The sequence below is a fragment of the Methylophaga sp. UBA2012 genome, from assembly GCF_002335235.1.
In the GTDB taxonomy this organism is placed as follows: Bacteria; Pseudomonadota; Gammaproteobacteria; order Nitrosococcales; family Methylophagaceae; genus Methylophaga; species Methylophaga thalassica.
Window position 1 is genome coordinate 51399 of sequence record NZ_DDCG01000011.1, and the last position, 25546, is coordinate 76944.

Sequence of the window (25546 nt, forward strand, 5' to 3'; positions counted from 1 at the left end):
ACCTCTACACCACTTGTTTAATAGGAATATAGTTTTCTTTATATTTGGCCGCTTGTTCAGCCCAAGGATCTACCTGTGCATTTTTTTGTGAATCATGGAAACGCTCAGCCAACCGTTTACGATTCATTTCATCGTCAACCACGGCTGAAGTCACATGTTTTAAACCGACGCGTTCAATCCATGGTGCAGTACGTTCCAGATAATGGGCTTCTTCGCGATACAGCTGCATAAAGGCGGCACAATATTCCAGTGCCTCTTCCTCAGTCGCGACTTTGGTAAGAAAGTCTGTCGCACGGACTTTGATACCACCATTACCACCGACATGCAGTTCGTAGCCTGAATCCACACACACAATACCAAAATCTTTGATGGTCGCTTCAGCACAGTTTCTTGGACAGCCAGAAACAGCAATCTTAAATTTATGAGGTGTCCAGCTTCCCCAGGTCATTTTCTCCGCTTTGATACCTAAGCCAGTAGAGTCTTGAGTACCAAACCGACACCATTCAGAACCGACGCAGGTTTTCACTGTTCTTAACGATTTGCCATAGGCATGGCCAGAGACAAAGCCTGCATCACTCAGATCTGCCCACATTTTAGGTAAGTCTTCTTTTTTGATTCCGAGTAAATCTATTCGCTGACCGCCAGTTATTTTGACGGTGGGCACGTTGTACTTCTCAGAGATATCCGCAATGGCGCGTAACTCTCTAGGATTCGTGACGCCCCCCCAAATTCTGGGTACAACTGAATAGGTGCCGTCTTTCTGAATATTGGCATGGACACGTTCGTTGATAAAACGTGACTGAGGATCATCCTGATACTCATTTGGCCAACTGCTTAACATGTAATAATTCAGTGCCGGACGACAGGAGTGACAGCCATCTGCTGTTTTCCACTCAAGTGCTGACATCAAATCAGGAATGGTTTTCAGTGATTTCTCAATAATGGCAGCCTTAACTTCAGCATGGGATAAATCGGTGCAGGCACAAAGCGGTTTTTTACTCGGCGTATCATTAAAATCACTGCCAAGCGTTGAAGCCAATAACTGTTCAACTAAGCCTGTACATGAGCCACAAGAGGCTGATGCCTTGGTATGTGCTTTGACTTCATCCAGAGTAAACAGGCCATGTTTTGAAATAGCCTGAACAATATCGCCTTTGCAGACGCCGTTACATCCACAAATCTCGGCATCATCGGCTAAACCGTCAACAGAATTCGATGGACCATGCCCTGAATCTCCCAGGTGATGTTGTCCAAACAACATGTTTTCACGAATATCTGAGATATCGGTACCATCACGCATCAATTGGAAGTACCAGGCCCCATCTACAGTGTCCCCATAGAGAACGGCGCCGACCAATTGGTTTTCTTTAATCACCAGCTTTTTATAGACCTTTCTTGCAGCGTCTTTAAACACCAGATCTTCAGTATCGTCATCACCGAGAAAGTCACCGGCAGAAAACAAATCGATGCCTGTTACCTTTAATTTGGTTGATGTAACTGAACTGATATAACGGGCAATCCCCATTTGAGCCAAATGGTTTGAACACACTTTGGCCTGTTCAAATAATGGCGCGACCAGACCGAAGGTTTGGCTTCGATGCTGCACACATTCACCGACCGCATAAATACGTGGGTCAAAGGTTTGCATGGTGTCATCAACCACAATGCCACGATCACAGTGAATACCCGCTGAGCTGGCTAATTCAATATTGGGTCGGATACCCACAGCCATAACCACCAGATCGGCTTCTATTTCAGAGCCATCCTTAAATCGCAGTTTTTCAACTCGGTCACGACCGATAATGGCTTCCGTTTGATGTTCCATCAAAAACTTCAGTCCTTTCCCCCGCAGTTCGTCCAGCATCAGATCGGACGCGGGTTTGTCTAACTGTTGATTCATCAACACATCACTGATGTGAACAACACTGACATCCATCCCCTGAATCATCAGACCATTTGCGGCTTCCAGTCCTAACAATCCACCACCAATCACCACGGCTTTTTTATGTGTCTTTGCCGTTTCCAGCATGGTGTCAACATCAGCGATATCACGAAAACTGATGACACCGGGGAGATCTGCACCAGCTATTGGCAACATGAATGGACGCGAGCCAGTGGCCAGTAAAAGACGGTCATATTTCTCGCTGGTGCCATCATCCGCTATTACCACACGGTTTAGACGATCTATGGTGGTCACCTTTTTACCTGATAACAAGGTGATGTTGTTATCTTGATACCACTGCAAATCATTAATCATGATCTCATCAATGGTTTTCTCACCAGCCAATACAGGTGAGAGCATAATACGGTTATAGTTACCGTAGGGTTCTTCACCAAATACAGTAATGTCATATTTCTCTGGTGCGAGTTTAAGTAACTCTTCCAGCGTACGCACCCCTGCCATACCATTACCGATTAAAACTAACTTCTCTCTCATGGATCTCTCCGTCAATCATTGTCTGCTTACTTTGGCAAACACTGTGCCAAAAAAGTAAACTATTGATTTAAAAGAAAGAGTTTATTAAAAGCTTTTTAATAAGTAGTTTAGATGCTTATTTATGCACCATTATGATTAACCTTGCACCATTTAAATACGATGCAAAAAAAAAGCCCTTCACAGTGAAGGGCTTTTTTTGTCGGTGGCTATGCTTTTTTAAGGTTGCATATTCCAGATATGTGACTGAATTAACCATGAACCATCTTCAGTTTTTACCAGAACCAACGATAAAACACCGCCGAAACTTATCTTCTCGCCATCGCTGTTTTTTCCGTCTGCGTGCCAGTAACCAATTTGGGTTATCTGATCGTCAGTTGAATAAATAGCATCTGTTTCAATTTGATGATTGGTCACACCGTTATCAACAAAACTTTGAAATAACTGTGCGATAGCATCTTTACCTTTTAAGATAGCGCCATTACCCGGTGATAAAGTCGCATCATTTTTATATAACTGTTTCAAACTATCGACATCGCCAGCATTAAACGCTTTGTTCCATTGGGCATTAGCAAAATCTATCTGATTTTTTACCGATAGCTCTTCAGCCATCACAGAAAATTGCACAGAAAACATACTGAACATAAAAACTAAAAACTTTTTCATTACTCACTCCTGGTTAAATTTAGTGTTATCTATTGTTTGGCTTAATTTAACGTTCAATCAAAAATCGTTAAATTTCGCTTTAACTTTGCCAGCACATCCATTAATACCTGACCTTGCTCTTATCAATCACGGACATCAATTGTCCCAAACGCTGATAATAATCAGGCATGACTTCGTCTAATTTTTGCTGACCCTTCTTGGTAAGTTTGATTTGTGTTTGCCGTTTATCTTTCTCATCAACAATACGCTGTATCAGTCCCTCTCGCGCTAAACCATCTAACAGGCCTGTCATTGTCGCCCGGCTGACCCCAGATTGTTCTGCCAACTTTGAGGGTGAAGATATAAAGCTATCTTCACGCATCAATAAAATTAATACCCACCAGCGTCCCTGGAGTAAATCATAGCGTCGTAAAAAGTTATCTAAGCCGACAGAAAGCTCTGAGGCTACCCCGAGAAGATGGAGAAACTGCATCACTGCATTGATATCGACTTCTGGGTAGCGCGAAGCAAATTTTTCTAATATTGCCTTATCTGGCAAGTCTTTAAGTTGAAGCATACCCCCATTATAGTTAGCTTCCTAATTTTTAGTAAACCTTTATCTTAAATAAATTCAGCTTCGTTTAAGCTACGCCACCTAGTATGTGACCCGTACCTCAACAAAAGGAGCACAAAATGAAAAACGTAAAAACAATTGGCTTAATTGGTGCGGCAACAATGATGATGCAGATGGGTGTTGCTCATGCGGATTTAGATGCTGATGACATGCGTGAAATCAGAAAAATCTCTGAAGGTTTTGGCTTAATTTCATTAGAACAAGCACAAGCTAAAGCGCTTGAAGCCAAACCTGGTATTGTAGAAGATGCCGATCTGGAAGACCGTGCCTTTGATAAAGGCTGGGATTATGAGTTTGAAATTGTTGATGCTGATGGTGGCGAATGGGAAGTCCTAATTGACGCCAAAACCGGTGAAGTTCGTAAAACAACTAAAGACTGGTTCTAATCAGCTACTGAGGCCTGCAGGTGGATATCCACCTGCAGGCCTCCCCATTTCTGGGATTGAGCAAACTGCATAGTACCGTCATAACTTTCAACAATATCAAATACAATTGCCAAACCTAAACCACTTCCCGGCGTTGATTCATCAGCCCGAAAACCCCGTTGAGTCAAAGCTGACAAGTCATCATCATGACATCCAGGTCCATCATCCATCACCCGAATAACAATACCCTTTTCATTCTTGATCTCTAGTTCTACCCGGCTTTGGCACCATTTGCATGCGTTATCCATGATATTTCCCAGCAGTTCCAGCAAGTCTTCTCGATCACCATGAAAACGCAGTTGTTTATCAACCTGACAGGTAATAATCAGTTGTTTATCCTGATAGATACGTTTTAATGTATCAGCCAGACTTACCACTAATTCATGAATATCAACACCTCTTCCAGGCAATGTTAAACCCGACACACGAGCACGTTTTAATTCACGATCAATAATTTGCTTGATTTCCTGAGTCTGCTGATAGATTGCTGCTTTAGTCACAGCATCGTTTTTCAATTCCTCACTGTCGGCGATCTGGTTTAACAGGGTCAATTGGGTTTTAAGACGATGCGCTAAATTACCAAGCGATTGCCTGGAGCGGCGTGTTTTTGTGACCATACTGGCCATTAAACGATTGAGTTCAACCAGTAAGGGCCGGATTTCATCAGGTGCCTGTTCATCAATTTTTTCAATATCGCCTTGCCCCAATAGTTTTAATTCATTCTTAGCTTTATTCAGTGGTCTCAATGCACGTCTGACAATCCAAAACTGTAGCCCCAGCAAAGCTAAAACGCCTAACAGTGATAAGGTAGTAAATGTCCACTGAAAATGGGTTTTATCCTCCAACATCCAGGCAATATCTTCTGCTACGGTAATCGTGACCTGCTGTCCCTGCTTCAGATACCCCGCTGACACAGCCATCAACGGTTGCTGTCCTGGTCCTTCCAGATAAAGCGTGGCTTTTTCACCGACATTTAAGGCCGGTGTAGATAAATCAAAGTCCCATAAAGAGCGTGAGAAGAGTTGTTGTTGTGGTGTTTGAATAGAAAAGTACAGACCTGAGAAGGCCCGCTGATAGCTGCTGCTCAAACGACGATCATCCAGCAGGATCTCTCCTTCAGCATTAATATGGATATGAGCAACTAAGGTTTGTGTTTCTTCTTGCAGGCGGGTGATAACTTGCTTTTCGATTAAACGATCAATGGTGAAGGTTAGCCACAGCCATTGTCCAATCAACAAGACAGCTAAAAAAATTGCTAAGCCAATGGATAAACGGCTACGAACCGATCGCATTAGTCTTGCTGACCAAAAATATAACCTTGGCCGCGCCTTGTTACTATCCAATCAGCCCCAATTTTCTGACGTAAGCGATTCACATAGACTTCCATCACATTGCTGTCTTTATCACTATCCAGTTGATAGACATGCTCAGTAAGTGTGGTTTTAGAAAGTAACTGCTGGGGGTGCAACATAAAGTATCTTAACAGCTTAAATTCTGTGCCTGTCAGGCTATGCTTCTCACCCGTCTTCAATATCACGGTCTGCTCTGCTTCATCCAGAGCTAAACCTTCATAACTCAACTCTCCAGGATGCTGCCCAGAGCATCGGCGTAAAACAGCATTAATCCGAACGATGAGTTCTTCAGTTTGAAAAGGTTTAGCAAGATAATCATCTGCACCGGCTTTAAAGCCCAGTACTTTATCTTCCCAGGCATCACGTGCAGTCAGAATAATTACGGGCACGGCATTTTCATTGCGTCGCCAATTTTCTAAGACTTCTAGTCCCGGTTTCCCCGGTAACCCTAGATCCAATACAATCAGATCATAAGGCTCGATTTCGCCCATTGCTTCGCCATCAATACCATCAGCAGATAAATCTGTGGCAAATCCGGCTTTATTCAATGCTTGCTGAAGGTTAGGTCCTAATAAGGGATCATCTTCAACCAATAACAGCCGCATTAATTATCCTCATTTTCCAGCTCAACAAACTCACCTGTTTGAGCATCTAACTCAAGCTCCCATACTTGACCTTGTTCATCCAGAATCTCGAGTTCGTATATATAACGGCCATCGTCTTTTTCCAAATCTGTTTCAATGACCTGACCGGGTTTTATTACTTTTGCCTTCGTCAGAATTTCCTGAAGAGGCATAATCTTGCCCTCTTTCAGCAATTGTCTGGCCACACTGGCACTTTCATCAGCTTGTGCTGGCGATACCGCAAGCAGAGCGCTCACTGAAATAGATAAGCATGTGAATAGAGTGCGTTTCATCGTATACATTATTTAGATGTCTAAGTGAGCTTAAGTGTAGAAATTCAAACTTAAACCAAACTGAATAACGATGTTTTATTGAGTGGTAAAAATTCGGATAACTTTACCGTTTTTAAGTAAAACATGCGTGCTGCCTTTACTCATTGTTTTAAACATCCATTTTTCAAAATTATCCTGAAGGCGCTCACCATCTTTACCCACTTTCAAAGCCGGTCTGACAGACTTCACCACGTTGCTGGGCTGCCAGTTCTCGCCACAAACATGCATGATTTGGTCAACATCCATACCTACCTCTATGGCACTTTTGCCACAGGAATAATGATCTAAATACTGACTACTTCCCGCATGAGCTAAAGCAGTAAAACTCAAACCTAAGGCTATCGAAGCCAAGTAAAAAAAACGCATATCTCTCTCCGTTCATTTTTTCAGGACAATATCATGAACTGTGTTGAATAATCTTGCCAGATTTTGTTATCAAATTTAACCGTCGCCAACAATATGCAGGAAGTGCATATGTTTTTCGTATTGAATCAGAATGTCATCAATGACTTGCTCTTGATTATATCCGTACATATCGTAATGTTGACTACCTTCAGCAAGATACACTTCACCCCGATAATAACGCTTTGTCTCATCATCATCGTCTAAAGCATCGAGGGCAAAACTTGGCATTACGTGCCTGACGCTGTGAACCCCGTAAACAAAGTCTTTCTCACCACCATAGCTGACGTTTAATTCAATCGAATCTTTTTTGCTAACAATCTCAGATTCAACGCCAGTATTACGCAATTCCGCTGCCACTTTTTTCAACGCGGGTTTCACCACATCGTTCAAAAATGTTTGCATTGTCGCTTTATCAGGATATTCACTCAAATTTTTCAGGCGTTGCTTCCAGCCAACTTGTCTGCCTGTACTCACAGGAGTCTGTGGCACACCAATGATCAGGCGTTTTATGCCTTCCATTCTTAAGCCTTTCATCAAGCCAAAACACATCAGTAACATGATGACAACAAATGGCAGAGCACCAGCAATAGAAGCCGTTTGTAAGGCTTTTAAACCACCCGCCAGCAATAACGCAGCAGCAACACAACCTTCCGTTAATGCCCAAAAAATGCGCTGCCAAACCGGCGGTTTAGGATGGCCATTGGAGGTAATCATATCAATGACCAAGGAACCTGAATCTGATGATGTTACAAAAAATGTGATGACCAGTATGGTGGCTAAGCCAGAAGAAATCATACTCAGCGGCATATGCTCAAACATCGAGAAAACGGCAATGGCACTATTTTCACTGACGGCTCCAGAGATAACCCCGGCAAGATTACCCAGCTCCATATGAATGGCTGTTCCGCCAAAAAACGTCATCCACATAAAGGTAAAACCAACAGGCACAAATAACACACCTAGAATAAACTGACGGATAGTTCGACCTCTTGAAACTCGGGCAATAAACATCCCGACAAAGGGCGACCAGGCAATCCACCAGCCCCAATAGAATAATGTCCAGCCACCTATCCAGCCATTAGGATCATAAGCGTATAGATTGAATGTTTTATTAACCACTTCGCTTAAATAATTACCGGTGTTTTGTACCAATGTTTGCAATAAGAACAGCGTCGGACCAGCAAATAAAACAAACAACAATAAAAGAATAGCCAGCCCCAGATTAATTTCAGACAGACGTTTGATGCCTGAGTCCAGCCCAGCGACAACAGAAATAGTTGCTAGCAGTGTAATCCCTGCAATCAAGCCGATTTGAAGACCCACTGATTCTGCTGGTAAGCCAAACATATAAGTAAGCCCGGCATTCACCTGTAAAACCCCAAGACCCAGTGAAGTCGCCACACCAAACATGGTGCCTAGCACGGCGAAAATATCTACTGTATGGCCGATGGGGCCATATATTTTTTCACCAATTAAGGGATAAAGTGACGAGCGAATGCTTAACGGTAAATTGTGTCGAAAACCAAAATAGGCAAGCGATAAACCCACCACGGCATAAATTGCCCAAGCGTGTAAGCCCCAATGGAAAAACGTGATCGACATCGCTTCCCTGGCAGCTTCAATATCACCACCTTGGCCTACAGGTGGTGAAGAAAAGTGCATAATCGGCTCAGCAACGCCGAAAAATAATAAACCTATCCCCATGCCAGCACTAAACAACATGGCAAACCACGATAAATAACCATAGTCAGGCTCAGAATGATCAGGGCCAAGTTTAATAGCACCATAGGAACTCATTGCCAGGCCAATACTGAAGATAAGGAAAAATCCGACGGCCAGTAAATAAAACCAGCCAAAAGTATTCACTATCCAGGATTGAGTCGCGGTAAAAACTGAAGAGGCGGTATCAGAAAAAAACGCTGCAAAAATAACAAAAGCGATAATTAAAATAGCTGAACCAAAAAATACGGGTGGATTGATTTCTGCTTTACGTGTTGTTTTATTTTCTATCGTCGGACTCGTCATATATATATGAACTCTCTGATTATTATTTTGTTTAATGCGGGTAATACTTAGAAGTAATAGCCAAAATTGATATTAAAACGCGTCTGCCAATCATCATTCTGGTTGGCGCCTAAGCGATCACCAAAAGGATCATCGCCACCAATGAATTCATTGCCATTTGAGGCGCTTAAATCGGTGTAGATATACCAGTTACCACTAGCCCAAGCCGCACCCAAAGTAGCGAGTGCACTGTCGTTAAAGTCACGCTCTTCTTTCAATAAAACACTGTATTCGACATAGGGCATAACGTAATCCAGCCACGGCAACTGATTTGTGTCATAGCGATAACTGAGAGAAACAGCCGGTAACCAGGCTTCTGCGGCGACTGTATTGGGAAAATCATAGGCCCCCATTTGCACCAGCTTACTTGTTCCCAAAGGCTGATCTTTGTCCACGTCAAAACGGTAGTACGTTAATTGTGTTGCCAGTGTAAATGCTCGCCATTTGTTCAGCATATGACCAGAGACAGCATAATGGTGCCCATCATCTTGTGAACCACGACTTTTTAATTGCGAATACTGTAAGGAGAAGCCAAGGTCGGTTTTTACTTCACCGGTTCCAAGGTGAGTAATACCACGTAAATTAAACTGGTTACGTTCTTCATAACCATCACCAGATTCATTGACCACATCGTAGGAATAGCGAGCACTTTGATGTGATGAACCCGTATATGAGCCTTCATCAGAGACATAATAGGCAATGTCCCAATCCCATTGGTCTGTGGACTGATGATATTTAACCCCCAGATCCATATCATCAGATAGACCGAGATAATAATGCTGATCAAAAAACCAGCTCTGCGAGACACCATAAGGTCCGGGACCAAAAGGCACTCTGTTTACACCGACTTGTATCTGACGCTGCTCGTCAAATTGATAACCTAACCAGCCCGTGTGCAGAAAGTTATAACCGTTATACCAGCGGTATTCTAATTTCCCCAGATAAGGGCCATTTTCATAGTCCAGATTCAGACGAAACGTATCCAGAGCAAAGTTACCATCATCATCAAATGACCGCGAGGCCCCACCAGTCTCAGGATAATCGCCAATCGCATAATTAGCCCGTATAGCGCCTCCTACCTTGAGGTGACCAAATCGAATTTTATCGTCTGGTTTGGCTTCTGCATCGACGTGTGATTTTGATAGTGCTTGGAGTTTTTCTGTTGATTGCTGCTTTTCCTGTTCTGCTTTAGCAAGCGCAGCACGTGTTTTTTCCAACTCCAGTTGTAGAGCTTTAACACGGGTCTGTAATTGTTCAACTGTTTCTTGTTCAGCGTCAGCAACTGCAATTGATGATGGGCCTATCGCTAATAGAGCAATAATTGATTGGCTTAAAAACAAGCTTCTTGTGGGCAAGATAGCTCTTCGTCTTATCATGTAATTATCCGTTTAGATTACTGATGAACTTTTTTGGAAAACGTTATTCACTAGGTGAAAAACGAAGAGGTGTGTTAAGAACACGTATTGTTTACCCTAACAATTTGAAGCCATGACTTCAAATCATCAGAACAGAATCCGGGCCACTACGGGGAGATGATCTGAGGCTTTTTTTGCCAGAGGTGATTTGTGTATATCCAAAGACAGTAGATGCTGACGAGGGTGAACCCAAATACGATCCAAGGCAAATACAGGAAAAAAACTGGGGAAACTCTTTCTTGATGGCGTGGTATCAAAATAGGCTTTTAAGCGGCGTAATGTTCGTCCCCACAAAAACCATTCATTCAAATCCCCCATCAACACCGCCGTATCAACTTCATGCTCGCCAAGACGGCTCAAGAGTTTTTCTACCTGATACTGGCGTTCCGTAGGTTTTAAACCAAAATGAGTGGTCATTATCACCAGTTGATGCTGATCTATTTCCAGCCTGAGTTGAATAGCACCTCTGGGCTCATGAGGTGCCAGACTCAAATCAATCAGTTCATGAGAGCTTAATGGGTATTTACTCAAAACCGCATTGCCATAATGACGACTTTCACGAAACATTGTCGGTCCGGCAATGCCGATCATCCCCGTTTGTTGGGCAATAAAATCCAGCAGGTCGATATCATTGACCATGTGATGCTCGACCTCTTGCAGCGCAATGATGTCAGCATCTATCTCACGGATGACATCCACTATTCTAAACGGATCGAAATGCCTATCAGTGCCGATACAGGCATGAATGTTATAACTGGCTAACTTAAGCTCCATTCAATCTCTTATTCGTCTTCTTTACGATTAATCAGTCGCTTCAACCCAACCATAATGCCAACAATGACGATGACGACTCCAACAAATATCGCGATTTGTTCAGGGTCTGGATTTTGCACAGTTCGCATCAACGAATCAGCAAACACCGTAATACCCAATATCCCCGGTAACATACCGATCAGCGTACCAATGGTAAAATCACGCGTATTAATGTGCGAGCCGCCGGCGACAAGATTAATCACTGTAAACGGTGCTACAGGAATAATGCGTACAGTGATAATCGCCAAAACACCATGTTTAGCCAGGCGCCGGCTTAATTTATTAATACTGGAACCGGCTAATTTCTGAATGGTATTTCGCCCCATATAGTGTCCAACGGCATACCCCATCAAGCCACTCACCAGCGAGCCAATAATGGAATAAACAGTTCCCCATAAAGGGCCAAATGTCAGTGCCGTTGTGATAATCAGCAGGGTCACCGGAAAGGCAATCAATCCGGCAATGGCAAAAATACCGATCACAATTAATGGTGTTAATGGGTGTGACTTAATACCTTCAGCGGCATGTTGTAATGTTTCCGGATTTAACCATTCACTTAAAGGTGTCCATCGCCAAATAGCTGTTAACGCTAGTACTACAATCAAAACGGCAACAATTTTCCACCACTGTTTTTGGGCTGATTTTGGTTCATCAACCGGAATAAACATCTTAGTAAGTTTTTCCGTTTCAATCGGCCTTTCAGGATCGACAATGGCAGAATCCGGTAACATCTGATTCGCATAGTCAGAGACCGAGCAATCAAGTTCACGTAATGTATGACTGTTTTCCTGTCGAGCATCTATCAAGCGAATAAGAGAACCTTCCTGAGATAAATTCTGGCGAAGTTCATCTGCTGTCATACCAAAATGTTCTGTCAGTAAACGCTCGCGAAACCGACTGACAGTAGCTTTGTGTTCATCTGTCTCCGCTTCAATCACCAGATCACATTCACTATCGAAGCCCATGGAACGGTTGCTTAAATTTGCTGAACCGACTCGCATTAAACAATCATCAATGACCGTGATTTTTGCATGCACGCTGATATAAGAATCACCAAGCTCATCACGATGCGGATAACAAAGACGTAACCGATTATGTTTGTCAGCCTCTTTCAATTTGCAGGCCACACGATAACGCAAAACATCCATGGTGGCCTGTTCTAGCCAGCCACCAGTCATTAATGGCAAGACTAAAACAACATCGGGCCCGTCTCGTTCCTTCAGGCGTTCAGCTAATAAATCAGCCACTTTCCATGAAGTAAAATATTGATTCTCCATATATATAAGATTTTCAGCCGCTTTCAGGCTATCAATATAGAGTTGTTCAACTTCACGAATTTCTTTCTGATCATGGTACTGAGGCATTGTCCTGCTGATGCCTATCTCGATGTCTTTAAACCAGGGCTCGATATATTCAGGCCAAGCCGATCCTGATTTTTGTGACGGTTTATTGAGTTTTTCGCCGGTCGCTTTTAACCAGCGTTCTCGTGCCAGGTCACCTAAAGCGGCTGCCGCTTCACCTTGCACCATCATTTGTACATCATGAAATGGCGGATAATGATGACCATCAGGGTCAATACGTCTTGACTCTTTCGCTTTATGTTCTGAGCTATCCCAACGACTTTTGCCAATATCAAAACCACCGGAGAAAGCAAGCTCATCGTCTATAACTACCACTTTCTGGTGCTGAGATGCCCCCATAGGACACTCACCATCAAGTTTAAAATGCAATCTGTTTTGAGATTTCCACGCTGGTTTATACATGGGCAACCACTCTCGCTCCATCGTATAAACCATTGCCCAGTCCCAGTTCAGAATATAAATATGTAAATCAGGGTTTCGGTTAAGCACTTCACTGACAAAAGCACCCAACTCTACAGGTAGGTCTTCAACTTGATCACTGTTGCGAACAAGTTGCATTCGGCTATCAATATCCCATGAAAGAATATATACCGAGTGTTTCGCCCGCTGGATAGCAGCATGCAAAACACCAAAATAATTTTCCCCATCGATAAGTAAAGCAACTTGATCTGCGTGTTTTTTTTGCCAGCAATTATTACCTTCTTTCAGTATGGGTGTTTTTGTCACACTTGATTCCTAAATGATAGTCAGGGAGGGATTTCGCCACTGAGCATAACACAAGAATGCGTGACCACACACCGACATCCTCTGCAGAAAACATCTCTTTTTCATACTCTTTAGAACAGTAATATATATCTCTATTTTCCGTTAATTTTGTTCTGAATTTTCACAATAATTTCAAGGCTATATAAATAATAATATCTATCTTAGACGAATAATTGAAATAGCTATTGATGGCACTGTGTAAGCACGATATGTTTGTTATAAATTAAAAAAATATCTTCAATCGATAGAGAGAGAGAATGGCGATAAAACGCATTGCTACAAGTGAGTTACAAATTGGTATGTATATTCAGAAACTAGGAGGGTCCTGGATACAGCATCCGTTTGTCCGCAGTAGTTTCTTACTCACCGAGCCCAATGACATCAAGCGCATCAAAGAAGCAGGTATAAAAGAGTTGTGGATTGATGACGAGAAAGGCGAAATAACGGAAGCAGCCGAAGCTTCCGACGCATCGCAAAAGACTGATTCGACCACCGCACAACAAACGGCCCCAAATAAAACTCACTCTGAGATAAAAGCTTCGGACGCTTCAAGTTCGATTGAGAATGAAATCGAACGTGCCAGAAAACTGTGCCAGGATGCCAAACCTCAGATCATGTCGATGTTCAACGATATTCGTCTGGGTAAAGCCATCGATCCAAAAACCACCCTACCACTTGTCGGCGAAATTGACTCGCTGGTTCAACGTAACTCTGCTGCCATACTCAGTGTTGCCCGATTAAAAACGCATGATGATTACACTTACATGCACTCTGTTGCTGTATGTGCGCTTATGTTGTCACTTGCGAATCAGATGGGATTAGATAAAGAACAAACTCGCCTGGCTGGTATCGGCGGTCTAATGCATGACTTGGGTAAAGCCGCTATGCCTCTCGACATCTTAAACAAACCCGGCAAGCTCACAGATGCTGAATATCTGATCATGAAAAAGCACACTATCGTGGGCGCCAAAATTCTGCAGGACAGTGGTGCAGAAGCAGAAGTAATTGATATTGCCTTAAATCATCACGAGAAGATTAATGGCACCGGTTATCCCAACCAACTGCCCGCAGAAAAAATTTCTCAGCTGGCTCGTATGGCCGCTATTTGCGATGTATACGATGCAGTGACCTCTGAACGTGCCTACAAAAAACCTTGGGAACCCGCCAATACCATTCGTGAGATGTCGAAATGGGATGGACATTTTGATAAACAAATTTTTAATAGTTTTGTTAAATCTGTAGGTATCTACCCGATTGGCTCTCTGGTTCGCTTAACATCTCAACGCTTAGCGGTGGTGATTGAGCCCGCGATAGACTCCTTACTAAAACCTAAAGTCAAAGTGTTCTTCTCAATACGCTCAAACGCCCCCATTCCCATACAAATTATCGATCTTTCTGCAAAAAACTGTAAAGAAAGCATTGAAGGACCAGAAGAACCCGCAGATTGGGATTTTAAATCCTTAGAAAATCTATGGTTATGAGTTATTATCCCGGTAAACCTCAATAACTCTTCACAAGACTAATGAAAGTCAGATGGATGAGTTTTAGCTGTTAGACATTATTAAAGGATAGATATGATGGCAGATAAGACACGATCGTCCTTACACACGCTGATTACCAAGCGTTATATGCTGGCTGTAACACTTATTGCTTTGTTATCCAGCTTTGCTGCATATACGCTAAAGTCTGCGCTTTCTGATGTTGATAATACGGCCTATATTGTCAATATTTCTGGTAGTCAACGCATGTTGAGTCAACATATTGCCTTGGATATTCATCGTTTGTATCAACAACGCTTCGTGATGAATACAGAACAAACAGAAACTGAAAATCTGCTGACTCAGCACATAGACACGATGAAATCCGCCAATCATCAGCTCGCTTCAGGCCAACTCAATAATGGACATCAGCTTGAACTCTCCCCAACTATCAGAGATATCTATTTTGGTGACATAGACTTATATGATCGCGTCAATTTTTACTTAAAAATCGCTACCCAAATCCTAGATACAACCTCAGAGGAACCATTTTTACAACTGATGAGCGAGATTGATAGCTCCTCTGAAAACTTATTAATCGATTTAGATAAGGCCGTTAATCAATATCAACGTGAAGGCGATGAGCGACTAGAGATCATTCAACGACTCGAAGTCGGTGTTTGGTTAGTCACACTGCTCACACTCATGCTGGAAGTTATTTTTATCTTCAGACCCATGGCAAAAGAAGTCATCAAATCACGCGATGCAGAACAACGGCTACTTAACAGCCTTGAAGATCAAGTTGAACTTCGTACCTATAAACTTGAAGCCGCCAACAAAAAACTACAAGAGCTGGCTAGTAAAGATCCTCTCACTAATCTTAATAACCGACTGACACTTGAAGTCGATATAGAAACCCTTATCAAAGGCTTCTATTCTCATCAGTGTCCATTTGCTATTGCCCTGATTGATATCGATTTTTTCAAAAGAATCAATGATGAATACGGCCACTTAGCCGGCGATCATGTACTGAAAGAATTTGCTGAAATATTACAATCACAAGGACGTAATACCGATAAAGTGTACCGTGTCGGTGGGGAAGAGTTTGTCTTATTACTGAACCGTGTTCCCTGTGAGAGAACTGAAGAAATGATGCTGGAATTGATCGACAAAACCCGGTCTCACCAGTTTAAGTTTGAAGGTCAACAATTCACTGTAACCATTAGCATGGGGCTGTACCATACTGACCTTTTCCCGGTAGCAAACCTGAGAGACTTATTCTTCGTCACCGATAAAGCACTATATGAATCAAAAGCTAATGGCAGAGACAGGCTAACCCTGGCTACGAGAACGTAGAACAAAAAACATAAAATATCTTTAACAAACAGTTCCTTAATTAGGAATTAATATTTTAGTGATGTCGTTGCAATTCAGTTTGCTAAAAGTAAATAACAGTTATTGAATCGCCGATATCTGCCATTTTCAATATTAGGGAAAAACTCCCAAACTCTCAGTGAGCATATCCCAAATCGTCGTCAATTAAACGTTGTAGACTACCAAACAGTAATTTCAATGGTCTGGAAGCGGTTTGAATTTAGTCTGTAATTAGCAGATAAATTTTGACTTTTCGACACATGATTCTCCTGTGTCTTTCCATACAGATCATTGTCCTCAAGCTTAATACCTATGCAGTTACCTTCGCTTGGACTGCTCTTTAATTAAGGCATTCTTTGCATGAGGTTAAAGCGGTGAGTTTTGAGATGTAACCGTACTGCTTACCAGCAGTATTTATGACACGACGAGATAGTCTGAGTGACTAAACAAATAGTCTTTAACAGAAGAGATGGTTGGCGAAACGTATGTTTTAAGACGTATGACATCGCTTCAAGTCACATTCAAACAATACAGGTTGACACAGGCATTATCTCGTATCGTTACTCGATATCTGTATAACATTTTTGCGCTCAGAGTCAGGGAAGAAGTGGCAGGAAAACTGTTTAAAAAAGGCGCTTAAACCGAGGATTCTGAATGAAAAAAACTAAATGTTCTGCTTTTGTCAGAGGGTTATCAATGGCTTCAGCAATTCTGCTGAGCGGTTGTAAAGCAGGTGTTTTAGATCCAAAAGGACCGGTAGGTCATGATGAGCGAACGCTTATCATTACTGCCGTATTACTCATGCTGGTCGTGGTCATTCCTGTCATTGTGATGACGCTGGTTTTTGCATGGAAATACCGTGCTTCCAACAAAAAAGCCGAATACAAACCCAACTGGGCTCATTCAACCAAAATCGAAGTCATTGTCTGGACGGTGCCTTGTATCATCATTCTCATTTTAGGCACGCTGACCTGGATAACCACGCATTCGCTCGATCCATTCAAACCACTTGAAACAGCCGATAGTCAGAAGCCAATCACGATTGAAGTCGTTGCTCTGGACTGGAAATGGCTATTTATCTATCCAGAACAGCATATAGCCACGGTTAACCAAGTTGCCTTCCCTGAAAATGTGCCCGTTCGTTTCAAGGTCACCTCAGATACGGTGATGAATTCCTTCTTTATCCCTCAACTGGGTAGTCAAATATATGCGATGGCGGGTATGCAGACGGAAGTCAATTTGCTCGCCCACGAAACCGGTACTTTTGATGGCATGTCAGCCCACTTTAGCGGTGATGGCTTCTCGCACATGAACTTTAAAGCCCTCTCCCAAACACCATCCCAATTTAATGAGTGGATTAATAAAGTAAAACAGGCCCATCGTGAGCTGGATCAAGACAGTTACGACGCCTTAGCCAAACCCAGTGAGCAAAATCCCGTTGCTTACTACTCGTCAGTGAAGCCTGACTTGTTCAAATCAATTGTTATGAATTACATGAATACGAACTCGGATATGGCCTCAGAAGAAATGCAATCAGACTCAGGAGTAACTGATGTTAGGTAAATTAACGCTTGCGGACATTCCATACGATAACCCTATCGTAATGAGTGCGGTCGGCTTTATGGTCCTATTTGGGCTGATTATTTTTGCCCTGATTACGCGCTATGGTAAGTGGACTTATCTATGGAAAGAATGGCTGACATCGGTTGATCACAAGAAAATTGGTGTGATGTATTTCTTAGTGGCATTGGTGATGCTGCTTCGCGGTTTTTCCGATGCCATCATGATGCGCTCACAACAGGCAGTCGCTCTGGGCGCCAATCAAGGCTATCTGCCACCTGAGCATTATGACCAAATATTTACGGCGCACGGCGTGATTATGATTTTCTTTGTGGCCATGCCATTCGTCATTGGTCTTATCAATATTGTGGTTCCCTTACAAATTGGTGCCCGTGATGTGGCTTTCCCATACCTCAACTCAGTCAGCTTTTGGTTGTTCGTGGTCGGTGTGATATTGGTTAACCTGTCACTCGCTGTCGGTGATTTTGCCAAGACAGGCTGGCTGGCCTATCCCCCGTTGTCTGAAATGCAATACAGTCCTGATGTTGGCGTGGACTATTACATCTGGAGTCTACAGATATCCGGGCTCGGAACATTACTGACTGGTATCAACTTTTTTGTCACTATCATCAAAATGCGTGCGCCGGGTATGACATTAATGAAAATGCCAATATTCAGCTGGGCGGCACTATGCACTAATGCCCTAATCGTCGGTGCCTTCCCGGTATTAACAGTCACACTGGCATTATTGACTCTGGATCGCTACCTCGGCATGCATTTTTTCACCAATGCCATGGGCGGCGACATGATGATGTACATCAACTTGATTTGGATTTGGGGCCATCCGGAAGTGTATATCTTAGTGCTACCGGTATTTGGTGTCTTCTCAGAAGTCGTTGCTACCTACTCTAAAAAACCTTTGTTCGGCTATACATCCATGGTGTATGCGACGATTGCGATTACCATACTTTCGTTTATAGTCTGGTTGCATCACTTCTTCACCATGGGCTCGGGGGCCAACGTTAACGCCTTCTTTGGCATCATGACAATGATTATTGCCATTCCGACCGGTGTAAAAATCTTTAACTGGTTGTTCACGATGTACGGTGGTCGTGTCGAATTCAGCTCACCTTTACTATGGACGCTTGGCTTCATGATTACCTTCAGTATTGGTGGCATGACCGGTGTGCTTCTATCTGTGCCAGGTGCCGACTTTGTATTGCATAACAGCCTGTTTCTGATTGCACACTTCCATAACGTCATCATTGGTGGTGTGGTATTCGGCTCTATGGCTGGCTATGCCTACTGGTTTCCAAAAGCATTTGGTTTCAGACTCAATGAACGCTGGGGCAAATATTCATTCTGGGCGTGGTTTGTAGGCTTCTATCTGGCCTTTATGCCGCTCTACTATCTGGGGTTCCTCGGAATGACTCGTCGCCTCAATCATTATGACAACCCTGCCTTCCAACCTTGGTTAATACTGGCTGCAGTGGGGGCTGGAATTATCATGTTGGGCATTATCTTCACCATCGTGCAACTGGTCGTCAGTATTCGTGAACGTCAGGCGAATATGGACGTTACTGGTGATCCATGGGGTGGCCGTACACTGGAATGGTCAACCTCATCACCACCGCCTTTCTATAACTTCGCGGAAATACCTGTTGTCTCAGAACTGGATGCTTTCCATACGATGAAAGAAAGCGGTGATTACCCGCCAGAACCCAAGCAATACAAAGAAATTCATATGCCAAGGAATACTGGTGTGGGTGTCTTTATCGGTCTGTTCAGTTTGATTTTTGGCTTTGCCATGATCTGGTACATCTGGTGGATGGCGATTGCAGGGGTTGTCGGTATTTTGGGCTGCATGATCTGGCGCAGCTTTGATAATGACGTCGATTACTACGTGCCGGTCGAAGAAATCGAGCGCATCGAAGGCGAATGGCTTGAGAAAGTACGAAATCATCATCAATCAAATGGCAAGACAAGTGCTGACTCAACATCTACGCAAACTGCGTAGGTCAATTAATACATTATTAATAAGGTAATCAGGCATTAATTATGACTACTGATGTTTTAGATAACGCAAATACTCACGAGCATGCACATCACGATGCCTCCTCAACGCGAGTGTTCGGCTTCTGGATCTACATAATGAGTGACTGCATTTTGTTTGCGGCGTTGTTCGCAACATTTGCAGTACTCGGACACAATTATGCAGGTGGGCCCACTGGTAAAGAGATTTTTGAGTTAGATGGTGTACTAATCGAAACCTTCTGCCTGTTATTCAGCAGTATCACCTATGGTTTTGCCATGGTGGCGATGAATAATGGTCAGCGGCAACTTGTCATACTTTGGCTGGCCATCACCTTTTTACTGGGTGCAGGTTTTGTGGGCCTTGAACTAAACGAGTTCAGTCATCTGATTGCTGAAGGCCATAGCTGGCAGCAAAGTGCATTTCTGTCCTCATTTTTTGCCCTGGTCAGCACACACGGTCTGCACGTGAGTTGTGGTTTGATTTGGATGATATTCATGATGATTCATGTCTATCGTTATGGATTGACTGAACTGAACAAATCTCGCTTAATGTGTTTGAGCCTGTTCTGGCACTTTCTGGATATCATCTGGATCTTCGTATTTACCTTTGTTTATCTGTTGGGGGTTCTGAATGGATAACAGCCATATCGCCGGCGCAGCGCACGGCACCTATAAGTCTTATCTGATTGGTTTTATTCTGTCAGTCGTACTGACTGTCATTCCATTCTGGATGGTAATGAATCCTACGATGGCACCGTCCACTATCGCTATCAGCATTCTTGGCTTTGCTGTTGTGCAGGTGCTGGTCCATCTGTATTTTTTCTTGCACCTGAATACCTCGTCAGAACAACGTTGGAACCTGGTCGCCTTTGCTTATACCTTCATCTTGATATTGTTTATCGTGGTGGGTTCTTTGTGGATTATGCATAATCTTGGTTACAACATGATGCTCGACTAAGTCAGGTAATAAGTGCTAAAAAAATATTGGCAGGTTGCCAAGCCAGGTATTGTGATTGGCAACCTCATTTCATTAGCGGGCGGTTTTTTTCTCGCATCTAAAGGCAGCATCGATTTGATGCTGTTTTTTTATACCGCTTTTGGTGTGTCACTGATCGTCGCTTCCGGCTGTGTGTTTAACAACTTCATTGACCGGGATATTGACACGCTGATGGAACGTACCCGCGATCGGGTATTGGTAAAAGGACTCATCTCACCAAGTGTGGCGTTGGTCTATGCTTCAGTTCTTGGCCTGTTAGGGACGTTTGTGCTGTTGTACGGTACCAATATCATCGACGTAACCGTCGTTCTGGTCGGTTTTATTATCTATGTCGGCGTCTATAGCCTATCGATGAAACGTCACTCCGTTCACGGCACCTTGATTGGCAGTCTTGCTGGCGCCATGCCACCCGTGGTGGGCTATTGTGCTGTCAGTAACCAGTTTGACCTCGGTGCGGCTATCTTGCTGCTGATTTTCAGCATTTGGCAAATGCCCCACTCCTATGCGATCGCCATTTTCAGATTTAATGATTATCGTGCCGCCTCGATTCCAGTACTGCCCGTAGCCAAAACTATTCAGAGTGCTAAACACCAGATTTTGCTCTACCTGATTGCATTTAACCTGGCAACGCCCCTGCTTTACCTGACAGGCTATACCGGTGTTTGGTACCTCATTATCACCTCAGCCTTTGGCTTGTATTGGTTATATATAGCTTGGGCAGGATTGAAGACAAAAGAAGATACGGCCTGGGCTAAAAAAGTCTTTTTTATCTCCATTCTTATCGTTATGGTGCAAAGTCTAATGATGTCGGTGGATGTTTTAGGCTGAGTTAATCGTAAGCAGGTAGCTTAATTCATAGGCTGGGTTGAAGCATGGAACCCAACAAAACAGAACATTAAATAGTTGGGGGTCGCTAGGGCTCTACCCAACCTACAAAAATCCTCCGTAGAAAGTAATTTTTATTCTGATCCCAAATATCCTATTCGATACTGTCAATCAGATTCTTCGTAAATATTTTTAATTAATGGCTGAAGGACTTTATTAAAATTACGTTCCAAAGTTTCTAGATCTTTATAAGTTTGATTTCTGTATTCATACCATTCCAGTATAATTTCCTGATACTTATCTAGGTATTCAATTCTTATCTTCTCAGCCCGATTTATAAATAAAATGTTTTTATGTAAATCGAGTTTTTCATGGGTTTTGAGTACTTGAAGTTTATATGGCAAGCAGTATAGCTTGTGGTGTAACTTATAAAGTTCTGCATATAATTCGTTGACGATAGACATTAATTCTTTATTTGATATAAAAAGCTCTGCATGTGCCCGAGCGATTATAAAGTTTACTCTTGAATCATTAAGCCTATTGTGAATACTTTGATAAGCTTCTGCATTATCTGATGGGGAAAAGCTTATTTCAAAAATCGTGGAAAACCAAAGATGATATTTTTCATGTAACTTTATTAATGCATCTCTTTCTGCAACTTTAATAGAAAGTTTATTTTGGGTATTAAAATAAATTTGATTTTTAACGCTTTCGATCTTATGTGTGATCTCTGAAACATCTTCTTTCGTAGCTAGGTTTTTACCTTTCTCAAAAGAATATGACCTGAAAAAAATAATAAACAAAATGGCTATCAGAATTAATACATTTAATACGATTTGTATGTTTTCCATTAATAGCCCCTGAGCTTTCTCTATTTAATTGCTTGCCAGTATATACAGAATACTTACTCCATTGGCTTTGAGGAATATTAACGGTCAGTGTAAAAATAGCTTATATTTTCACTTTGAGACCACGCTTTAATATGGCACTCTTCGCCCTATCAACATTTCAATCTCTTGTTTGAGCTTATCATTGCCTAATGCCAAACCTGTACAGCTTGCTTTTAACGCTTTCAGTCCTACTTTAGGCAGTTAAGCTTGAAGGCATATACCTCAACAAAAGAAAGCGTCTCTCAGAGATTATATGCGGGTAATCATTTAGTGATGGTTAAACAGAAATAACAGGCATAAAAAAAGCGCTCAAAGCGCCTGATGTTGATTTGTTTATGGGAGATTGAAAAATGGTGGGGTCTCAACCTAATAATTTAGCTAAGTGCGCATCTAGCCTTAACTTAGATATTCTAGGTTTTTAATATACCCTAAAAGATACCCCCAACTATGCTTTGCTTATCTGGTTTTGTCTGGTTCGAGTCTCCCCCTGAGCACCATTGTTATGACTTCCGAAAAATCTTCTCTCGCGTGTGCGCGTATATGTCCGATAAACCTTTACGCCCTCGTGTAATGACATCAGAAAAACCTTCGTACATTTGGTTATTGCTATAACCTTTTTCGGTCTCTTCGGTATGCTCTAAAAGCTGTTACGAAACAGCCAATCATTATCCAAAAACCAGCTTTACTTGCACGTCTAATATACTTCTCTCCTAAGACATCTTCTAGGCCATGAAAATGGCCCTGTAAATGTACACCTGACCAATACCATTCAGCCAACACAGGCAATAGAAGCCATGCAGACACACCTATCAGGATTAGATACAGTGATCTTGGCCTTATTGACCAAACCATTAATATTTCTATCATCCAATTAGGCATAACAATCTCCTTTTGTTAAATCTGTTTATGTGGTTGATACGCCATCAAAGAAATCATCTTTTTCCCATGATTGAATTAACCAACTAGGAATAACGAGTTCATGAACTTCTGCAAGTGGAGTATCACAATATCCTTCTCGTTCTCTTCTTGGTAACAAGTAACAAATGCCCTGCTTCTCTTCATATAAGCCTAACCCTTTTGGTGTTAATTTAATGCTAAATTTTGGGTTCGAAATGCCTCGCTTATATGCGTTTTGCAAATATAAGTTATCTTCACTTGAAACATAGTCAGCAAGCTTACAAATACTCATATTTATCGTACCTGCATAGTATGAAACCTTAGAAGATGTTCCTGCTGTAGTTATGCCCATTCCTGGCCCCATATAAACTTTCCCATTCATAGAGAATGGAGTAGGCATTCCTACATACCTCAATTGCATAGTTTCTTCAGGACTGAATGGCTCTTTTGATGGTAGTACACCTTTTAACTCAAATAAATCAGCTACTGCCGGCCACTCAGTAAAGAGAATTTCCACAAGAGTTTTATCGGTAAATAAATTGTTTTCATCATGTTTCTTTACATCAATGAAAAACACAGTGTCGTATGTGACATAACAGAAAGCTAGCCATGTTGATCTTTTAGAAAAATACCGAGATGGCTCTATAGGTTCTTCCGTTAGGTGAAAATGATGTATACCCCAATCAGCCCACAATAAGTCGGTTCTGTGGTACTTCTTCTTAGCATATACATCTTGAAATCTTTTCAATTTATCTGACTGATAAGGATTAACGTCTATTCCATGTTCAAATAGATGGATTAAATGTTCTAGAGGATGTTGTATCTCAGGTCTAAATAAAGATATTGAGGGTCAGAGTAAAAATAACTTATTTTTCGATTCTGAGGATAGGTTTTAGTACGGTCACTTTTATCCCTATCAACATTTCAATCTATTGTCTGAACTTATTATTGCCTAAAGCTAATGCAAAACCTGTATTGGCAGCTCTTCTCACGCTGTCAGTCTTACTTTAGGTAGTTAAAGCTTGAAGCATGAAACCCAACAAAAGAAAGCATCTCTCAGAAATTATAAGCAGGTAATCATTTAGTGATGGTTAAACAACAGGCATAAAAAAAGCGCTTAAAAGCGCCTGATGCTGATTTGTTTATATGGGACTGAAAAATGGTGGGGTCACTATCGAATAACTACAACAAACAATTGATTTTATTGAATATGAATAAAATTTCAAAAATTGTTACCACCATAGTTACCATCAAATTATTTTTTGAATTATTAGATTGTACCTTTTCGTAGCTGCATCCATCGAATCATGTCTGAAAATTAATATTAATTCACGGATTAAGTTGTAGTTTATATTTTTATTTTCTAAAGTACAGTATCTAAGCATTTAGTCAGCGCTCAGAATTTTTTGTATCCTTCTTTGTATTGAATTAATCAACACTATAGCTCTGAGTTATTATACTAATTGGATAAAAACTACTAGAAAAGCTCTATGACTTATGCATGGTAATTCAGGTGTGTATACAATTTAATTAAAAGATTAATCAAGGAAGAATTTATAATGATTGAAAATGTGAAAATTCAGTTTTACAAAATTTCAAAGTGCGGTTACTACAGATACGGAGCTGATACACCAGATTTTGGCAATATATCAGGCATTCTTCAGGATATGTATCTTTGGGTGCACGACCATAATAAACTTTTATCAGAAACGTGTACTTATGAGATCGAAGATGGTGAGGATGAGCTAAAGGCATATTGTTTCGATATTGTTAGAAACAATACAGATGATTACCTTGTCGTTTTATGGAATGAAACTGCAACAAACGATGGTAGAGTAGTTACGGTAAATGGAAATCAAACTGTTGGTGATGCAGATGTCAACTTCACTGACATTCCAGAGGGGTCAATACCGGGATACGCTAGCTATTTTTGGTTCATTCCAGAAAGAAACATCTTCGCATCAATTAGGTTTCATCACAGCTTGCTAATCGGTAAGTCTGCACTTGATAGGTATTTCAAAGAGTTTTCTGCAAAGTTCACCTCAAATGTAGTAGTGGAAGAAAATGAAGAAGGCGCTGAGATTATTGGGTATACCGACATTGATGGTGAGGTGAACAAACTTTCAGCAGACTTCAAATCTTTTCTATACAGAAAACCGGGTCAAATTGAATATATTCAGGAAAATAGAGATAGCATTAGAAAGGTAATCCGTAAAAATGAGT

Annotated in this window: 22 protein-coding genes; 9 read left to right on the forward strand and 13 right to left on the reverse strand. The window is 41.9% G+C overall.

The window, feature by feature from the left end; translation table 11 throughout:
• Positions 1-4: 4 nt before the first annotated feature.
• The 3 genes from nirB to B2248_RS09265 form a co-directional block, all read right to left on the reverse strand.
• Positions 5-2437, reverse strand: a complete 2433-nt coding sequence (nirB, locus tag B2248_RS09255; protein WP_273181141.1) for a nitrite reductase large subunit NirB — start codon at positions 2435-2437, stop codon at positions 5-7.
• Between the two features lie 216 nt (positions 2438-2653).
• Entirely contained in the window at positions 2654-3100 is a 447-nt protein-coding gene (locus B2248_RS09260; protein ID WP_273181143.1) for a YybH family protein, read from the reverse strand.
• Between the two features lie 100 nt (positions 3101-3200).
• On the reverse strand, positions 3201-3656 hold the full coding sequence (locus tag B2248_RS09265; RefSeq protein WP_273181145.1) for a MarR family winged helix-turn-helix transcriptional regulator: 456 nt from the start codon (positions 3654-3656) through the stop codon (positions 3201-3203).
• Between the two features lie 116 nt (positions 3657-3772).
• On the opposite strand from B2248_RS09265, the gene B2248_RS09270 reads away from it, so the two are divergent.
• On the forward strand, positions 3773-4099 hold the full coding sequence (locus tag B2248_RS09270) for a PepSY domain-containing protein (RefSeq protein ID WP_007146303.1): 327 nt from the start codon (positions 3773-3775) through the stop codon (positions 4097-4099).
• On the opposite strand, the gene B2248_RS09275 is transcribed toward B2248_RS09270, so the two are convergent.
• The 8 genes from B2248_RS09275 to B2248_RS09310 form a co-directional block, all read right to left on the reverse strand.
• Complete coding sequence (locus tag B2248_RS09275; protein WP_273181147.1) at positions 4096-5430, reverse strand: ATP-binding protein; 1335 nt, start codon at positions 5428-5430, stop codon at positions 4096-4098. The genes B2248_RS09270 and B2248_RS09275 overlap by 4 nt on opposite strands.
• Complete coding sequence (locus tag B2248_RS09280) at positions 5430-6095, reverse strand: response regulator transcription factor (protein WP_007146305.1); 666 nt, start codon at positions 6093-6095, stop codon at positions 5430-5432. The genes B2248_RS09275 and B2248_RS09280 overlap by 1 nt, the downstream gene beginning before the upstream one ends.
• On the reverse strand, positions 6095-6406 hold the full coding sequence (locus tag B2248_RS09285; protein ID WP_273181149.1) for a PepSY domain-containing protein: 312 nt from the start codon (positions 6404-6406) through the stop codon (positions 6095-6097). The genes B2248_RS09280 and B2248_RS09285 overlap by 1 nt, the downstream gene beginning before the upstream one ends.
• A 75-nt stretch (positions 6407-6481) precedes the next feature.
• Positions 6482-6811, reverse strand: coding sequence for a DUF2845 domain-containing protein (locus B2248_RS09290; RefSeq protein ID WP_273181151.1), 330 nt, complete (start codon positions 6809-6811; stop codon positions 6482-6484).
• Between the two features lie 75 nt (positions 6812-6886).
• Entirely contained in the window at positions 6887-8875 is a 1989-nt protein-coding gene (locus B2248_RS09295; protein WP_273181152.1) for a BCCT family transporter, read from the reverse strand.
• A 47-nt stretch (positions 8876-8922) separates the two neighbouring features.
• The gene (locus tag B2248_RS09300) at positions 8923-10290 is read right to left on the reverse strand and encodes a hypothetical protein (protein WP_273181154.1); all 1368 of its coding nucleotides are present in this window, start codon (positions 10288-10290) and stop codon (positions 8923-8925) included.
• Positions 10291-10416: 126 nt separating this feature from the next.
• On the reverse strand, positions 10417-11103 hold the full coding sequence (locus B2248_RS09305; RefSeq protein ID WP_273181156.1) for an endonuclease/exonuclease/phosphatase family protein: 687 nt from the start codon (positions 11101-11103) through the stop codon (positions 10417-10419).
• A gap of 8 nt (positions 11104-11111) precedes the next feature.
• Entirely contained in the window at positions 11112-13229 is a 2118-nt protein-coding gene (locus tag B2248_RS09310) for a VTT domain-containing protein (protein WP_273181158.1), read from the reverse strand.
• 296 nt (positions 13230-13525) lie between these two features.
• On the opposite strand from B2248_RS09310, the gene B2248_RS09315 reads away from it, so the two are divergent.
• The 7 genes from B2248_RS09315 (at position 13526) to cyoE (ending at position 21539) form a co-directional block, all read left to right on the forward strand.
• Positions 13526-14749: an HD-GYP domain-containing protein gene (locus B2248_RS09315; RefSeq protein WP_273181160.1), complete on the forward strand. Its 1224-nt coding sequence runs from the start codon at positions 13526-13528 to the stop codon at positions 14747-14749.
• A 96-nt stretch (positions 14750-14845) separates the two neighbouring features.
• On the forward strand, positions 14846-16102 hold the full coding sequence (locus B2248_RS09320) for a diguanylate cyclase (RefSeq protein WP_273181162.1): 1257 nt from the start codon (positions 14846-14848) through the stop codon (positions 16100-16102).
• Positions 16103-16774: 672 nt separating this feature from the next.
• The gene (gene cyoA, locus B2248_RS09325) at positions 16775-17683 is read left to right on the forward strand and encodes a ubiquinol oxidase subunit II (RefSeq protein WP_273181164.1); all 909 of its coding nucleotides are present in this window, start codon (positions 16775-16777) and stop codon (positions 17681-17683) included.
• A complete protein-coding gene (cyoB, locus tag B2248_RS09330) occupies positions 17673-19697 on the forward strand; it encodes a cytochrome o ubiquinol oxidase subunit I (protein ID WP_273181166.1) in 2025 nt (674 codons plus the stop codon). The genes cyoA and cyoB overlap by 11 nt, the downstream gene beginning before the upstream one ends.
• Positions 19698-19738: 41 nt before the next feature.
• Positions 19739-20353 (forward strand): cytochrome o ubiquinol oxidase subunit III, encoded by a 615-nt coding sequence (cyoC, locus tag B2248_RS09335; protein ID WP_273181168.1) that lies wholly within the window; start codon positions 19739-19741, stop codon positions 20351-20353.
• Complete coding sequence (locus tag B2248_RS09340; RefSeq protein WP_273181170.1) at positions 20346-20672, forward strand: cytochrome o ubiquinol oxidase subunit IV; 327 nt, start codon at positions 20346-20348, stop codon at positions 20670-20672. The genes cyoC and B2248_RS09340 overlap by 8 nt, the downstream gene beginning before the upstream one ends.
• Before the next feature lie 12 nt (positions 20673-20684).
• Entirely contained in the window at positions 20685-21539 is an 855-nt protein-coding gene (gene cyoE / locus B2248_RS09345; protein WP_273181171.1) for a heme o synthase, read from the forward strand.
• 164 nt (positions 21540-21703) lie between these two features.
• Here cyoE and B2248_RS09350 read toward each other — a convergent pair whose 3' ends face one another.
• Both B2248_RS09350 and B2248_RS09355 read right to left on the reverse strand, forming a co-directional pair.
• Positions 21704-22387, reverse strand: coding sequence for a hypothetical protein (locus B2248_RS09350; RefSeq protein WP_273181173.1), 684 nt, complete (start codon positions 22385-22387; stop codon positions 21704-21706).
• A gap of 943 nt (positions 22388-23330) precedes the next feature.
• Entirely contained in the window at positions 23331-24071 is a 741-nt protein-coding gene (locus B2248_RS09355) for a hypothetical protein (RefSeq protein WP_273181175.1), read from the reverse strand.
• An 811-nt stretch (positions 24072-24882) separates the two neighbouring features.
• Here B2248_RS09355 and B2248_RS09360 point away from each other — a divergent pair.
• Positions 24883-25546, forward strand: a 664-nt coding sequence (locus B2248_RS09360) for a hypothetical protein (RefSeq protein WP_286722880.1), incomplete at its 3' end; no start/stop codon positions are given.